Below are 15048 nucleotides of genomic sequence, written 5' to 3'. Positions count from 1 at the left end.
GTCAATACGCATGCACGGAGCGGCTAGGATCCCGGGCTGTTATCCAAGATCTTCCGTATCCGATCGTTTGAGGGTTCTGATGGTTCGAGAGGGATCGCCCGGCAGTCCAGGGCCCGCCTCCCCCGTCGCGTGGGCGCTGCCCGCCCTGGTGACCGCCGCGATATCCGCGGCGGCCGCGGCGCTGGTGCCGGCGTCCGCCCGCGCCTCCGTCGCCTGGATCGGCGCCGCCGCCTGCGTGGCCGTCGCGCTGGCCTGCGCCGAGGCCGCCCGGCGCGGCAGGGCGGTGGCCGTGATGCGGGCCGCCGTGGCCGCGCGGGAGGAGGCGCTGGCGCTCCAGCAGGCGGAGACCGTGTGGCTGGCCGAGGTGCTGCTGCCCGACATCGTGGGGCGGTTGCGCAAGGGCGAGTTCCCCGAGGACGTGCTGACCTCCCTGGAGGACGACGACGTCCACCGGCCCGGCCTGACCCCCGAGTTCAGGGCGGCCCATCAGGCGGTGCTGCGCTCGGTGCTGGACGCCGTCGTCGCCGAGGAGGACCTGCGTGACTCCGCGCAGCGCTCCTTCGTGAACATCGCCCGCCGCGTCCAGGCGATCGTGCACCAACAGGCCCAGGAACTGCGGGAGATGGAGGACCGGCACGGGCAGGCCCCGGCCGTCTTCGGCGATCTGCTGCGACTGGACCACGGCACCGCGCTCATCGGCCGGCTCGCCGACTCCATCGCCGTGCTCGGCGGCGCACGGCCCGGCCGCCAGTGGAGCAAGGCCGTCCCGCTGTACAGCGTGCTGCGCGGCGCCATGTCCCGGATCATCGACTACCAGCGCGTGGAGCTGCACTCGGTGACCCAGGTGGCCGTCGTCGGCCCCGCCGTCGAGCCGCTCATCCACGCACTGGCCGAGCTGCTGGACAACGCCACCCGCTACTCCCCGCCGCAGACCCGGGTCCATCTGACCGCGGTCGAGGTGAACTCGGGCATCGCCATCGAGATCGAGGACGGCGGCCTGAGCATGAGCGAGGAGGCCCGCAAGCGGGCCGAGCGCATGCTGCGCCAGGCGCAGGAGGGCATCGACCTCACCGACCTGGGCGAGACCCCGCGACTGGGCCTCGCCGTGGTCGGCCGGCTCTCGCAGGCGTACGGCTTCCGCGTCTCGCTGCGTTCCTCGGCGTACGGGGGCGTGCGCGCGGTCCTCGTCGTCCCGCAGGACCTGATCACCACCGTCTCGACGGCGACCGGCCTCGCGCACGGCATCGGTACGGCCTCGGGGCCCCGCGCGGCCCTGCCGGCGGGGGCCGGAGCGGAGTCCCGGCCGGAGCAGCCGCGCCGGGTCACGGGACCGCAGGCCCCTGCGGCGCAGGAGGACGAGAGGCCCGTCGTGACCGAGCGGACCCCGAACGGTCTGCCGCAGCGCCGGCGCCGGACCCGTGTCACCGCGTCGGCCGGACCCGCCGCCGCGGAGCAGAAGACCACCACCGCCGCACCGGAGCGGGCCGAGGCCCAGCCCGGCATGTGGCTCGCCGCCTTCCAGAGCGGCCTGTCCGGGGAGACCCGGCCCGCCGAGGGCCCCTCGGCGCAGAACCAGAACACGTACACCTCGCCGGCCTCGGCGAGCAAGGGGGAACAGCCGTGAGTCAGCTTCAGACCAACATGGACTGGATGCTCAAGGACCTGGCCGAGAGCGTCCCGCAGACCCGCCATGTCATCGTCCTGTCCGCCGACGGCCTGAAAATGGCCCAGTACGGCGCGGAGACCGACACCGCCGACCGGCTCGCGGCCGCCTGCGCCGGCCTGCAGAGCCTGGCGGGTGCGGTCGCCGCCGAACTGCCGCACAGCGACGGCCGGATGAGGCTGGTCGTGATCGAGATGGACGGCGGGTTCTTCTACCTGATGGCGGCCGGCGCCGGGGCCTACCTCGCGGTGCTGGCGGACGAGGGCGTGGACGCCGGCCTGATGGGCCAGCGGATGCGGGACCTGGTGGCGCGGATCGGAGAGCACCTCAGCAGCCCGCCGCGCAGCGACAGGCAGACCGCGTGAGCGAGCCCGGCAACAAAAGCTGGGAAGACGGCAGCCCGGAGCGTCTCTACGTGATCACGGGCGGCCGCAGCGAACCGCTGGGCCCCACCGGCCTCGACCTGGTGACGCTGATCGTCGCCACGTCGGGGCCCCGGCCCGGCATGCAGCCGGAACACGCGGCCATCGTGCGACTGTGCCAGTCGCCGCTCTCCGTCGCCGAGATCTCGGCCTACCTGGGGCTGCCGGTGAGCGTGGTCACCGTGCTCCTCGGCGACCTCCTCACGGCGAAGCGGGTGCTCTCGCGTGCACCCGTGGCCCCAGCCCAACTCCCCGACCCGGCATTGATTGAGGCAGTGATCGATGGACTTCGAAAGCTCTGAGCACCCCGCGGGGCCGCGGCGCGAGGACGCCCTGCCGGCGACGGCGGCGGCCGCGGTCAAGGTGGTGATCGTGGGGGGATTCGGGGTCGGCAAGACGACCCTGGTCGGCTCCGTGAGCGAGATCCGGCCATTGACCACCGAGGAGACCATGACCCAGGCCGGGATCGGGGTCGACGACACGGCGGGCGTGGAGCGCAAGAACTCGACCACCGTGGCCATGGACTTCGGCCGGATCAGCATCAACGACGAGCTGGTGCTGTACCTGTTCGGGACCCCGGGCCAGCAGCGGTTCTGGTTCCTGTGGAACGGCCTGTTCGAAGGCGCGCTGGGCGCGGTGGTCCTCGTCGACACCCGCCGGCTGGAGGTCAGCTTCGACGTGATCGGCCGGCTGGAGGAGCGCGGCGTGCCGTTCGTCGTCGCCGTGAACTCCTTCCCCGACGCGCCCGTCCACGCCCTCGACGAGCTGCGGGCCGCCCTCGACCTGCCGCAGTCCGTCCCCCTCGTCGCCTGCGACGCCCGGCGGCGCGACTCCAGCCGTGACGTCCTGATGACGCTGATGCACTACCTGCACACCCTCGCCGTGACCCCGGAGGCCTCGTGACCACCCCCCCGCCCTCTCCCGTCCCGCCCCCGGGCTGCCCCGCGCACCGGCTCTACGGGCCGGAGGCCGAGGCCGACCCGATGGGCCTGTACGAGAAGCTGCGGGCCGAGCACGGGGCCGTGGCCCCCGTCCTGGTCCACGGGGACCTGCCGGCCTGGCTCGTGCTGGGCCACCGCGAGAACCTGGACGTGGCGCGCACGCCGTCGCGCTTCTCGCGGGACCCGCGCCGGTGGCGGGACCAGCAGGAGGGGAGGGTCCCGGCGGACCATCCCCTGACGCCGATGACCGCGTGGCAGCCGGTGTGCCACCTCGTGGACGGCACCGACCACGAACGGCTGCGCGGGGCGATTACCGAATCCCTCGCACGGTTCGACCGCCGGGGCATAAGGCGGTACGTCAAGCGCTTCGCCGACCAGCTGATCGACGCGTTCGTCCAGACCGGGCGGGGCGACCTCGTGGCGGACTACGCCGAGCCGCTGCCGATGCTGGTGATGACCCAGCTCGTCGGCGCCCCCGAGTCCTACGGGCCGCGTCTGGTCGAAGCCGCCCGCGATCTGATCCGTGGTACCGAGACCGCGCTCACCAGCTTCGAGTTCGTCACGGACGCCCTCGGGGAGCTCGTGGCCCGCAAGCGGCAGGCACCCGGCCGCGACTTCACCAGCTGGATGCTGGAGCACCACACCGAGCTCACGGACGACGAGGTCGTCGAGCACCTGCGCCTGGTACTGATCGCGGCGTTCGAGACCACCGCGAACCTGATCGCGAACACCCTGCGCCTGGTCCTCACCGACCCCCGTTTCCGGGCCAACCTCTCGGGCGGCCACATGACGCTGCCCGACGCCCTGGAGCAAGTCCTCTGGGACGAGCCGCCGTTCATGACCATCCTCGGCCGCTGGGCCACCGGGGACACGGAGATCGGCGGGAAGCAGATCAAGGCCGGTGACATGCTGCTACTCGGGCTCGGCGCGGGGAACCAGGACCCGGAGGTCCGCCCGGATCCGGCCGAGCCCATCCACGGCAACCGCTCCCACCTGGCGTTCAGCAGCGGGCCCCACGAATGCCCGGGCCAGGACATCGGCCGGGCCATCGCGGACACGGGTGTCGACACGCTGATGGCGCGGCTGCCCGATCTGGAGCTGGCGGTGGCCGAGGCCGATCTGGAGTGGACGTCCTCGCTCATGACCCGCCATCTGGTGGCTCTGCCAGTGCGGTTCACTCCCCGGGGCACCTCCGTCACCGGTACCACGCCCGTGCCTTCCCGGCCGCAGCCGCCCGTGGCCGGGCCGGTCGCCCCGGCCCGGGCCGCGACCCGCCGGCCCTTCTGGCGGCGCCTCCTGGGACGCGCCTGACCAGGGAGCCGTTCAGCCGTCGAGCTGCTGCCACCACCAGGCGAGGGCCGGTACCGGCAGCGGCTCGGCGCCCGGATCGCTGGGGACGTCCGCGTACGTGATGTCGTACGACGCACCCTCCACGGGGAGGGTGTTGCGGTTGCGCGGGCTGGTGTAGCGCGGTGCCGTGTTGTGGTACCCGATGTTGCCCGCGATCCACTGTTCCACGGAGAGTAGGTACCGCCGGAGCTGTTCGTCTCCGTCCCCGGCCAGCCGGTCGCGCAGCCGCACGAACAGGCTCATGGTGCGGTCCCGCAGCGCGAACGCCATGGGCAGCGCCTCGGCGGGCGTACAACCGTGCTGGTGGGCCAGGACGTTGACCACGTTCTGCTCCCACGGCACGTGGTGGTCTTCCTTGTTGTACGAGAACACGTCGTTGTCGCAGCTGACGATGAAGCCGGCCGCGTCGGTCAGGGCCTGTACGGGTGCCGAATACATGACGTCACTCGGCAGGTAGATGCCGTTCGCCACGTCGCACCAGGTGAGCAGGAACCGAGTGCCGCTGCTGCAGATCCTCGCGGCGGCGAGACCCTCCAAGGACGGCATGAGGCCCCGCTCGGCGTTGGCGTTCTGCCAGGTCGCACCGAGGACCCACTCGCGGATGCCTTCGGTGAAGCGGCGCAGCTGCCCGGGCCGGAGCATGGCCCGGGTACGGGCCGCCAGGTCCTCCAGGGCCGCTGTGTGCGGACCTGGAGGCAGCAGGCTCGGCCCCGGCGCCTCGACGGTACGGGCCAGCCGGGCACCGTGTTCGGCCACCGCCACCGCGCGGGCCGCGGTCGGCCCCGAGTCGTCCTGCCAGTCGTCCGCGGCGAAGGCCCAGTAGTTCCATTCGGCGAACAGCACCATCGGCTCCACCTCGCCGAACGGAATCGTGCGGCTGGTGAGGTCAGCGGCACGGGTGGCCAGGCCCCAGGCGCGCTCGGTGGCGTCGGCGTAGATGCCGAAGGCGTCGATCCACTCGACGCAGCGCTCCTCGATCTCGGCTGCCTTCGGGTGGACCAGTTCACGCTCGAAGGGGCAGTAGAACGGCGGGAGTTCCCACCCGATGCGGGAGGGCAGGTCCTGCTCGGTGTGCACGGGTGCCACGGTCAGTGGCCCCCGCCCAGACGGAACAGCAGCAGCCGGGTCTCCATCGCGTGGTCGCGCCAGATCCGGAAGAGCTTGCCGTGGGTGATCGTGGACTCCAGGAGCCGTTCACGCGTCCAGGCGAACGGCCGGCCCGCGCTCTCTATCCGGTCGAGTTCGCAGGTGTTCCAGGCCATGGACTGCACCCAGAACTCCGCGACCCGGTCGGTCACGTCCTCGCACTGCTCCAGTTCGAAGCCGGCGGCCGCGGCGGCGGTGATGTACTCGGTGAGCGTGCCCAGGCGGGTCTTGTAGTAGCCGTCGATGAAATCGGTCCACTCCGGCCGGCAGATGAAGTGCTCCTGGATGCCGAACCAGCCTCCCGGCTTCAGCGCTCCGGCCACGACCTGGAAGAGCCGCTCGCGGTCCATGTAGCCGGAGCTCTCGTTGGCGTAGGCGGCGTCGTACCGTCGCCTCGGCGTGAAGTCGTGGACGTCCGCGAGGAGCGGGGTGACCCGGTCGGCCACCCCGCCCTGACGGGCGAACTCCTCGATGATCGGCACGTGTTCGGCGGCCACCGTGAGTCCGGTGACCGCCGCCCCGTGCTGCTGCGCCCAGTAGAGGGAGCCGCCACCCACTCCGCAGCCGATGTCGAGCACGCTGGCGGGCGGGTTGGCGTAGGCGCCCCAGGTCCGGGCGGCGTGGTCGACTATCGCCTCCTGGGATTCCACGATGCGGCTCTTGAGGACCCGCTGGGGGACCGTGGTGTTCGGTGCCGCGCCCGGGTCGAAGATCCCCATGTGGAAGTGGACCCGGGGGCCGGGTCCGTATTTGTGCAGGATGTCGGCCGTCTTTCGGCTGTAGTAAAGCGGGATTTGGGTCTCGTCGAATGCCCGGCGTCTTCCGGCGGGGGTACGCATGACGAGGTTGCTGTCCATCGATTCTCCGGTCCTGCTCTGGCGTGGGGGTGTTGTCGGCCGCCCCACGGTGCCTTGAGTGATCGACAGGGGGGTTTGATCACACAAGACTTGAGCATAGCCACACCAGAAACAGGCATATTCGGAACAGAGTTGAACCAATGGGCCGGGGTGGTCAGATGCCGGACGCCCACCCACCGATAGCGAACCCTCCTGCTTCCTCCCGGACTTCGAAAGCCCCCGTTCCGCCGAAGTGCGCGGGAATGACCAATTCCCGACGGTCCGCCGCGCGGCCCAGGATCCGGCGCCGGGTGTCCGCCGCCTGGGCCGCGTCCGTGCAGAAGCAGCTGTTGCAGGAGGGCTGCAAGACCTGGACGGGGCTGTGCAGCAGGTCTCCGACGAAGACCGCCCGGTCGGTCCCGGACTCCAGTCGGAGCACCGAGGAGCCGGGGGTGTGGCCGGGGGCGGCCTCCAGGGTGAGCCGGCCGTCGATGCGGTGGGTGTCCTCCCAGAGGACCGCCTGCCCCGTGCGGTGGACGGGCGCGACGCTGTCCTCGTAGACCAGGCGGTCGATCTCCCGCGCGCCCCCGCCGTAGCCGCCGCGCGGCCCGAAGTACGCGTCGTCGGCGGCCGGGATGAGGTACCGGGCGTTGGGGAACGCCGGGACCCACTCCCCGCCGGCGTCCACGGTGTTCCAGCCGACGTGGTCGGCGTGGAGGTGGGTGTTGACGACGACGTCCACGTCCTCGGGGCGGACGCCGGCCGCGGCCAGGCTCTCCATGAAGTCGCCCTGCCGCCGGTGGAAGAGCGGGGAGCCGGGGCGCTCACGCCCGTTGCCCACGCCGGTGTCGACGAGGACGGTACGGCCGCCGCCGCGCAGGACCCAGGTCTGCAGGACGAGCACGGCCCGGTCGGTGTCGGGCTCCCAGTGGTCCGGCGCCAGCCAGTCCTCGTTCTCCTTCCACAGGCCGGCGCCGGACTGCGGGACGAGGTCGCGGGCGGGGGCGAAGGGGCCCCGGGCCTCGACGACGCGGGTGATCTCGACGTCCCCCAGGACGAGGGTCTGCGTGTTCTCGTTGGTCATGTGCACCACCCTAGGCAGACAGGATGAGCGGCCCAATGCTCGTTCTGCTCAAGCGAATACGCGTCCGGCTCACCCGCGTTCCGTGTCGGCGGTACCCTGCGCGCATGGACGTGGTGAGCGACGCGATCTCCGCCGTGCGCCTGGGGCGCCCCTCGTCGGACCGGGTACGGGTCGGCGGGACCTGGTGCGTACGGCTCGACCCGTACGAGGGGGCCGGTTTCCACGTCGTACTGGCGGGCGGCTGCTGGCTGCTGGCCGACGGCGGCGAACCGGTCTTCCTCGCACCGGGGGACGCGGTGCTGCTGCCGCACGGTGCGGGCCACGTGCTCGCCGACTCCCCCGTCGACGCGGCGGCCGCCGCACGGGCCGTACCGCTGGACCGGATCCGCGAGGGGCGGGCGGGCCGCATCGCGCCGCCGGAGCGCGGCGCGGTGGAGCTGCTGTGCGGCAAGTACCGGCTCGACCGCAGCCGGGTGCACCCGCTGCTGGCGGAACTGCCCGGCGTGGTCCACCTGCCGGCCGGGGCGCACGGCGAACTGCGGTCGGCCATCACCCTGTTGAGCGGGGAGGTGGACGCGCGCCGGCCGGGCTCCTCCATCGCCCTGCCCAGCCTGCTCGACCTCCTCCTCGTCTACATGGTCCGCGCGTCGGTGGCCGGGGCTGCGGCGGGGTCCTGGTCCGCCGCCCTGGGCGATCCGGTGACGGCGGCCGCCCTCCAGGCGATGCACGGGGATCCGGCGGCCCCCTGGAGCGTCGACCGCCTGGCCGCCGAGGCGGGCGTCTCCCGTCCGACCCTGGTGCGCCGGTTCACCCCTCTGGTCGGGCGGCCCCCGATGGCGTACCTGACCTGGTGGCGCCTGACCCTCGCCGCGACCCGGCTGCGCGACACGCCGGACTCCCTGGCCGCCATCGCCACCCGGGTCGGCTACGGCAGCCCATACGCCCTCTCCCACGCCTTCGTGCGGGAGTTCGGCACCACCCCCGGCCGGTACCGGGCGCAGATGGCCGCCACCCCGAGCTGAACCCGTTCAAACGAACGGATACCGTGGACCCATGGATGTGCCCGGCGCGCACAGGCCGCACGGGCATCCGTCTGCCCGAGGAGATCACATGGCAAGCCAGACCCGTACCGCGCTGGTCGAGGGCCTGATGGAGCGGTTCCCCCACGTACCGCGGGAGGCCGTGATCAAGGAGGACCTGCTGCGGGGCGGCATGGCCTTCGACGAGTCCGCGCTCAGCGGCGGCGGCGCCGACGGGCCGGGCGGCGGCGACGTCAAGCCGAAGTCCTACTTCATCTTCTCCTTCGACCACCGCACCCTGCCGGAGCTGGGCGCCGCCGCCCTCAACCGGCCGCCCGAGGAGATCGTGCTCACCGGCGGCCCCTACGGGCTGCGCCGCACGGTGGTGTCGGTTCGGGTCAACCCCGACTCCCCGTACGTGGTGCGCGGCGGCGAGGACGGCACGCTGGGCCTGTACCTGGACGGCGTACGGATCTCCGACGTCGGGCTGCCGCCGATGCCGGAGTACTACCGGCACAAGCTGTCGAACGGCAAGTCGGTGATGGAGGTCGCGCCGACCATCCAGTGGGGCTACCTGATCTACCTGACCGTCTTCCGGGTGTGCCAGTACTTCGGCGCCAAGGAGGAGTGCCAGTTCTGCGACATCAACCACAACTGGCGCCAGCACAAGGCGGCGGGCCGCCCCTACACCGGCGTGAAGCCGGTCGAGGAGGTGCTGGAGGCGCTGGAGATCATCGACCGGTACGACACGGCGGGCACCTCGCGCGCGTACACCCTCACCGGCGGGTCCATCACCTCGCAGGTCGGCGGCCGCGACGAGGCCGATTTCTACGGGCAGTACGCGCAGGCCATCGAGGAGCGCTTCCCCGGCCGCTGGATCGGCAAGGTCGTCGCCCAGGCGCTGCCGCGCGAGGCGGTGCAGCGCTTCCACGACCACGGCATCCGCATCTACCACCCCAACTTCGAGGTGTGGGACCGTCGGCTGTTCCAGCTCCACTGCCCGGGCAAGGAGCGGTACGTGGGCCGTGACGAGTGGCACCGCAGGATCCTCGACTCCGCCGAGGTGTTCGGCCCGCGCCAGGTGATCCCCAACTTCGTGGCGGGCATCGAGATGGCCGAGCCCTTCGGGTTCACGAAGGTGGGCGAGGCCATCGACTCGACCGCCGAGGGGCTGCGCTTCTTCATGTCGCACGGCGTCGTGCCGCGCTTCACGACCTGGTGCCCGGAGCCCACGACCCCGCTGGGCAAGGCAAACCCGATGGGCGCCCCGCTGGAGTACCACATCCGGCTGCTGGAGACCTACCGGGCGACGCTGGAGGAGTTCGGGCTGAGCTCCCCGCCCGGCTACGGGCCGGCCGGCCCCGGCCGCGCGGTGTTCTCCGTCAGCTCGTTCATGGACAGCCTGGAGGGGCTGGAGGCGCCCGGGGAGGACGCGCCCGTCGTGTCCTGACCTCCTCTTCGGCTCTTCCTCGTCCACCACCGCCCCGGGGGCCCGGTCCGCACGGACCGGGCCCCGGGGCGGTTGCGTTGTCCCCGGAACGCGGCAAGGTAGCAGCCTTTCGGGGAGTTGCGCGGATGTTTATCCGATGGTGATGGTCCTTCCGCGACGGCGGCGCGCCGGGCACTAGCGTCCCGTGCCACCCCAGCCCACCGAGCGAGGAGGCAGCGTGCTGTCATTGCGGCGGCGTTCCACCGGCGGCTTGTCCGTGGCCACGAGATACACGATCGGGAGCGGCCTGGTCCTCACCGCGCTGGTGGTCACGCTGGCCGCGCTGCTGATCCCGGTGTCGAAGTTCGGCGACCGGGCCTCGGCGGCGGCCGCGGGGCCCGCGGCCCTGCCCGCCGGGGTCGAGGACGACGGCGCCGGGACCATGAGCACGGCGTACGGGCCGCTGTCCGCCGTGGACCGGGACTTCGTCCGCAAGGTGCGGCTCGCCGGGCTGTGGGAGCTGCCCGCCGGGCGGCAGGCCCAGCAGCGCGGGACCCGCCCGGCGGTGCGCACCGCCGGGCAGCACCTGGTGGAGGGCCACACCGAGCTCGACCGGCAGGTGCTCCAGGTCGGCCAGGCCCTCGGCATGGACCTGCCCGACCGGCCGTCCGCGCAGCAGCAGGCCTGGCTCGACCAGCTGGCGGCGGCTCAGGGTCCCGAGTACGAGCGGCTGTTCGTCCAGCTGCTGCGCCGGGCGCACGGCAAGGTGTTCGCCCTGCTGGCACAGGTACGGGCGCAGACCCGCAACTCCATGGTCCGCTCCCTGGCGACCTCGGCCAACACGACCGTCCTGGACCACATCACGGTCCTGGAGGAGAGCGGCCTCGTCGACTTCGACTCCCTCTCCGACGCGGGCCCCGCGCCCGCCTCCCCCGCCCCGGCCCGTCCCCAAGGGGGCCTCGCCCCCACCGATGTCCGACCGACGAAGTGAAGTGATCGTATGAGTCAGCAGGGCCACAGGCGCCCCCGGTTGTCGAAGAAGCTCCTGGTCGTGGTCAGCACCCTGGTGCTGGGCGGCGGCGGGGTGGCGATCGTCGCCGGGAACGCGAACGCCGGCCAGGACGCCTCCCGCACCGGGCAGGTGGCGGCCACCATCGACTGCCCGGACGTGGGCGACAAGCTCACGGCCGTCCCCGACCAGGCCAGGGCGGAGGTGGACGAGAACCTCGCCCAGCTGGACGTCCAGGTGGCGGACGCCTACCGGCAGCTCGCCGCGGGGCAGGTCAAGGGCCGGACGCAGCAGGACGCCCTGCTGGGCCGGCTGCGCGACCAGCGCGGAACGACCATCTCGCGGGTGTCCGACGCGATAGGCCGCTCGGCGGGGCGGCCGCAGGGGCTGGAGGCGCTGAGCGGATGCTCGATGAAGGAGGCGCCCGCGCAGGACGACCCGGCCGCCGGTGCCCAGCCCGCGTCCGCCGCCGACGGCGCCCGGAGCATCGGGCAGAAGGGCGGGCCGGCGAAGAGCGACTTCGTCGACATCACGAAGGTACGGCCCAACGTGAAGGCCCCCGCGCCCTCGGCGGCGGCGTCGAAGGGCTCCTTCACCTCGGAGTGCGGGCGCAACGAGAACGGGCACTTCAACCCGGACAACGTGATCGTCGCGCCGGGCGTCTCCAACGGCGCGCACCACATGCACGACTACGTGGGGAACAAGACCACCGACGCCTTCTCCACCAACAACAGCCTCGCCGCCTCCGGTACCACCTGCGCCAACGGCGACCAGTCCACCTACTACTGGCCGGTGCTGCGGCTGCGCGACGGCAGGGCGGAGCGCGACGCGAAGGCCCCGGGCGGCGGGCAGGACGCGAACGTGGGCACGATCCTGAAGCCCAAGCAGGTCTCCCTCACCTTCAAGGGCAGCCCGGTGGGCCCGGTGAAGGCGATGCCCCGCTTCCTGCGGATCATCACGGGCGACGCGAAGGCCTTCAGCAACGGCACCGCCAACGCCAACGCCTCCTGGAGCTGCACCGGGTTCGAGGACCGGCAGCTGAAGGACAAGTACCCGGTCTGCCCCAAGGGCAGTGACGTGGTGCGCACCTTCACGTTCCAGAGCTGCTGGGACGGCCGCAACACCGACAGCGCCAACCACCGCACGCACGTGGCCTTCCCCGACAAGTCCGGCCGCTGCAAGAAGGGTTTCACGGCCATTCCGCAGCTGATCGAGCGGATCACGTACGGGGTCGCGCCCGGGGCGCGGTTCGCGGTGGACAGCTTCCCCGAGCAGTTGCACAAGCCGGTGACCGACCACGGCGACTTCATCAACGTGATGTCGGACGGGCTGATGGCCAGGGCGGTGGGCTGCGTCAACGGCGGGCGGTCCTGCCGCTGACCCCCGCGGAGTGCACGTACGGCCGGCCCGGAGCCCCTCGGCTCCGGGCCGGCCGCGTGGTGCGGGCCGTTCGGCCCCGGGTCACAGGCCGTTGACGCGGGCCATGCGTCCGACGACCAGGGGGGTGAAGTCGGCGGTGACCACCCGGGCGGCCCTGCGGCCCACCCGGGAGTGCTGGCGGCGCACCTGGGCCATCAGCCGGCGGCTGCGCAGGGCCATCTCCAGTTCGAAGCGGGTGCGGGGGTCGCGCAGCCCGGGCCCGAAGAGCTTCTCCAGCTGGCGCATCCGGTAACGGACGGTCTGCGGGTGCACGTTGAGGGCCTTGGCCGCCTCGGGGGCGCCGCCGCCCTCCAGCCAGGCGAGCAGGGTCACCTCCAGCCGCTCGCTCTGGCGGGGGGTCAGATCGGCGAGGGGGCGCAGCCAGCGGGCGGCCAGGGCGTGGGCCAGGGGCTCGTCCTGGAGCAGCAGGAGGGTGGAGAGGTGGTCGTCCACGAAGACGGCCCGGGCGTCGATGCCGCCGCGGGCGGGGGCGAGGGTGAGCAGCCGCAGGGCCCAGCGGAGGGAGGAGGCGGTGTCGCGGAGGGGGACGGCGTGGCCGACGGCGGCGACGCGGCCGCGCAGCGGGGGTTCCAGGGCCGCGCGGGCGTCCGGGTCGGAGCTCGGGAGCAGCAGGCAGGGGCGGCCGGCGAACATGCCGGCGAGGGAGTCGTCGAGGACGGCCGCCAGTTGCTGGGCCTCGCCGGGGGTGGCGAGCGCGATGGCCCGGACGGCGGCGGGGAGCGGCCAGCCGGCGGCGCGGGCGAGGTCGTCGAGGGAGTTCTGGGAGGCGGCCCGGTCGTCGGTGAGGGCCCTGAACAGTTCCTGGCGGACCCGGTCGGGCGCGGTGGCGGCGGCCTCGGGGCGGATCGCGTGGGGGTGGGCGGGGGCGTGGGCGCTCGGCTGGTCGTGTCCGGGGCCGTGGCCGGGGCCGTGGCCGTGTCCGTGTCCGTGGCCGTGGCCGCGCACCGCCTCGCGGGCGCCGTCCCGGGGGTCCTCCTGGCGGCCGTCGTGCCGGACGTCGAGGACGTCCGCCTCCTCGTCCGCGCCCTCGTCCGCGCCCTCGTCGCGGTGGGTTTCGTCGCGGTAGCCGAGGGCGGTGAGGAGGGCCTCTTCCACCCGCTGCCGGATCAGATCGTCGTCGATGGCGTCAAGACCGTCGACAAGTGTGGAAAATCCGGGAATTCCCTGCACAAGCTCCTCCACTATCTCCGCGGCCAGCGCGGGGAGTTCCCTGCGCACGACACGCGTCCACTCTCCTCGCGGGCGGGACCAGATGCGGTTCAGAAGTTCGCACATCGTTTCCTCGTTCTTGCCGGGATGAGGCCTGTCCGGTGGAGGAGCGACAAGCCCGTCAGGGTTGTCTGCCTCGCCAACAACCCTTCCTGTCAAGAGAGTTGCAGCCCCCACGCGCCCTTCTGGAGGGATCCGGCCACTTTTGCTCCCCTCGGGTTTGCCTTGATTTTGCCCCCGGGGACGCATGGATGGCGCGCGGTGCGGCGGCCTGTCACGACCTCCACTGGAGGGGAATCTTCCGGCGTTGTTCGATGCGCCGGAGACGGGCGGCGAGAAATTATCACGTTTCGATAAATCCTGTGGAGATGCTGCGCAGCTCCACGATGCTGCTGCACTCCGACCCCGAGCCCCTTCGGCCGGCGCGGGAATTCCACAGCGCTGCCGGCCGTCATCACCACGACCCCCGGGTGCCGAGCGCCAGGTGGACTGTGCTCGGAGCCCAGGTGCACAGGAGAACTGGATGCCCCTGCCCCAGCCGCACATACCCCGTTCCCACCGGTCGCGCCGCCGGAGCCGCCATGCGGCGGCGGCCCCGGCCGCGGGACGGCGGGCCGTCCGGCGGCCCTCGCTCCTGCCCGCCTCCGGCAGGCTGCGCCCCGGCGCGCTCTGCGCCGCCGCCGGCGCCGCCCTCGTCTCGCTCCTCGCGGCGGTCCGCGCGGGGGCCCTGTCCCACCTGTGGGAGTTCCTCGACTTCGGGGTGGGCGTGCTCTCGCTCGTCAGCCTCACCGCCACCGTCCTGTGGGGCCTGGCGGCCACCGACCGGGCGGTCCTCGGCTCCGGCCACCGGCTGCTGGCCCAAGGGGTGCACCGCGGCCTGGCCGTGGCCGGGCTGGGCTTCCTCGCCCTGCACATCTGGGTCAAGGTGGCCCAGGGGCACACCACCGCGGCGGGCGCGTTCCTGCCGTTCGCCGACGCGGACCGGCCCGTCCTGATCGGCCTCGGCACCCTGGCCGGATATCTCTTCGTCTCCGTCGCGGTCTCCGGGGCCGTGCGTAGTGTGTTCGCCGTCAAGAACCGCTCCGCGTGGTGGCGGGCGCTGCACATCGGCGCCTACCCGGCGTGGGGGGCCTCGCTGGTGCACGGGCTGAAGGCCGGCCGCGCCGCCGATGCCTGGGTGACGGCCTCGTACGCCCTGTGCCTGGCCGGGGTCGCCGGCGTCATCGTGCTGCGCCTGCGCGCCAGGAGGCTCGCCGCGGCGCCGCGTCCGGCCGCCCCGCAGGCCGCCGCCGAGCCGCCGGCCGGGCAGGGGGCGCGCGGGCGTACGTACTTCGTCCAGGACGTACCCCTCACCGACGTCCTCGCCTCCCCCGCGCAGCGGCCCGCCAGGAGCCCGGCCGCCTCCGCCCGCCCGGCCCCGCCGCCGCCCCGGCCCGGGGCCGCTCCGGGTTCCGGTGGGGCGGCCTCAGAGAAGGGTTGGGGCTTTCCCGTCAGTCTCAT

The 15048-nt window shown here is 72.7% G+C and carries 14 protein-coding genes; 10 read left to right on the top strand and 4 right to left on the bottom strand.

The genetic code is table 11. From position 1 onward, the window contains the following. The first annotated feature begins 79 nt into the window (after nt 1-79). From AB0F18_RS07305 to AB0F18_RS07285, 5 genes are read left to right on the top strand one after another with little or no spacing between them, the layout of a single operon-like run. The gene (locus tag AB0F18_RS07305) at nt 80-1624 is read left to right on the top strand and encodes an ATP-binding protein (RefSeq protein WP_362055912.1); all 1545 of its coding nucleotides are present in this window, start codon (nt 80-82) and stop codon (nt 1622-1624) included. 17 nt (nt 1625-1641) lie between these two features. Continuing rightward, on the top strand, nt 1642-2028 hold the full coding sequence (locus AB0F18_RS07300) for a roadblock/LC7 domain-containing protein (RefSeq protein WP_362056051.1): 387 nt from the start codon (nt 1642-1644) through the stop codon (nt 2026-2028). Beyond that, entirely contained in the window at nt 2025-2387 is a 363-nt protein-coding gene (locus tag AB0F18_RS07295; protein WP_362055910.1) for a DUF742 domain-containing protein, read from the top strand. Before AB0F18_RS07300 ends, AB0F18_RS07295 begins: the two co-directional genes overlap by 4 nt. Next, complete coding sequence (locus AB0F18_RS07290) at nt 2368-2988, top strand: ATP/GTP-binding protein (protein WP_362055908.1); 621 nt, start codon at nt 2368-2370, stop codon at nt 2986-2988. Before AB0F18_RS07295 ends, AB0F18_RS07290 begins: the two co-directional genes overlap by 20 nt. Continuing rightward, nucleotides 2985-4337 carry a cytochrome P450 gene (locus tag AB0F18_RS07285; RefSeq protein WP_362055906.1) on the top strand — a complete coding sequence of 451 codons (1353 nt, stop codon included), beginning with the start codon at nt 2985-2987 and terminating at the stop codon, nt 4335-4337. Before AB0F18_RS07290 ends, AB0F18_RS07285 begins: the two co-directional genes overlap by 4 nt. 12 nt (nt 4338-4349) lie before the next feature. Here the strand turns inward: AB0F18_RS07285 and AB0F18_RS07280 are convergent, their stop codons facing one another. The 3 genes from AB0F18_RS07280 to AB0F18_RS07270 form a co-directional block, all read right to left on the bottom strand. Further along, nucleotides 4350-5453 carry a terpene synthase family protein gene (locus AB0F18_RS07280; protein WP_362055904.1) on the bottom strand — a complete coding sequence of 368 codons (1104 nt, stop codon included), beginning with the start codon at nt 5451-5453 and terminating at the stop codon, nt 4350-4352. A gap of 11 nt (nt 5454-5464) precedes the next feature. Further along, nucleotides 5465-6379 (bottom strand): methyltransferase domain-containing protein, encoded by a 915-nt coding sequence (locus AB0F18_RS07275; RefSeq protein ID WP_362055902.1) that lies wholly within the window; start codon nt 6377-6379, stop codon nt 5465-5467. A gap of 154 nt (nt 6380-6533) precedes the next feature. Beyond that, nucleotides 6534-7442, bottom strand: a complete 909-nt coding sequence (locus AB0F18_RS07270) for an MBL fold metallo-hydrolase (protein ID WP_362055900.1) — start codon at nt 7440-7442, stop codon at nt 6534-6536. Between the two features lie 104 nt (nt 7443-7546). Here AB0F18_RS07270 and AB0F18_RS07265 point away from each other — a divergent pair, with 104 nt between their 5' ends. The 4 genes from AB0F18_RS07265 to AB0F18_RS07250 all read left to right on the top strand — a co-directional run bounded on the left by AB0F18_RS07265 (nt 7547) and on the right by AB0F18_RS07250 (nt 12279). Continuing rightward, nucleotides 7547-8464, top strand: coding sequence for an AraC family transcriptional regulator (locus AB0F18_RS07265; protein ID WP_362055898.1), 918 nt, complete (start codon nt 7547-7549; stop codon nt 8462-8464). 88 nt (nt 8465-8552) lie between these two features. Next, the gene (locus AB0F18_RS07260) at nt 8553-9911 is read left to right on the top strand and encodes a radical SAM protein (RefSeq protein WP_362055896.1); all 1359 of its coding nucleotides are present in this window, start codon (nt 8553-8555) and stop codon (nt 9909-9911) included. A gap of 256 nt (nt 9912-10167) precedes the next feature. Next, nucleotides 10168-10881 carry a DUF4142 domain-containing protein gene (locus tag AB0F18_RS07255; RefSeq protein WP_362055894.1) on the top strand — a complete coding sequence of 238 codons (714 nt, stop codon included), beginning with the start codon at nt 10168-10170 and terminating at the stop codon, nt 10879-10881. 9 nt (nt 10882-10890) lie between these two features. Then, nucleotides 10891-12279, top strand: a complete 1389-nt coding sequence (locus AB0F18_RS07250; protein WP_362055892.1) for a DUF1996 domain-containing protein — start codon at nt 10891-10893, stop codon at nt 12277-12279. An 81-nt stretch (nt 12280-12360) separates the two neighbouring features. Here the strand turns inward: AB0F18_RS07250 and AB0F18_RS07245 are convergent, their stop codons facing one another. Further along, on the bottom strand, nt 12361-13614 hold the full coding sequence (locus AB0F18_RS07245) for a helix-turn-helix domain-containing protein (protein WP_362055890.1): 1254 nt from the start codon (nt 13612-13614) through the stop codon (nt 12361-12363). Nucleotides 13615-14071: 457 nt separating this feature from the next. Here AB0F18_RS07245 and AB0F18_RS07240 point away from each other — a divergent pair. Then, on the top strand, nt 14072-15048 hold a 977-nt coding region (locus AB0F18_RS07240; protein WP_362055888.1), incomplete at its 3' end, for a hypothetical protein.

The organism is Streptomyces sp. NPDC029216 (genome assembly GCF_040648015.1).
Taxonomy (GTDB): domain Bacteria; phylum Actinomycetota; class Actinomycetes; order Streptomycetales; family Streptomycetaceae; genus Streptomyces.
The sequence above is the reverse complement of the archived record's forward strand: the minus strand, read 5'-3'. Positions and strand labels throughout refer to the sequence as shown.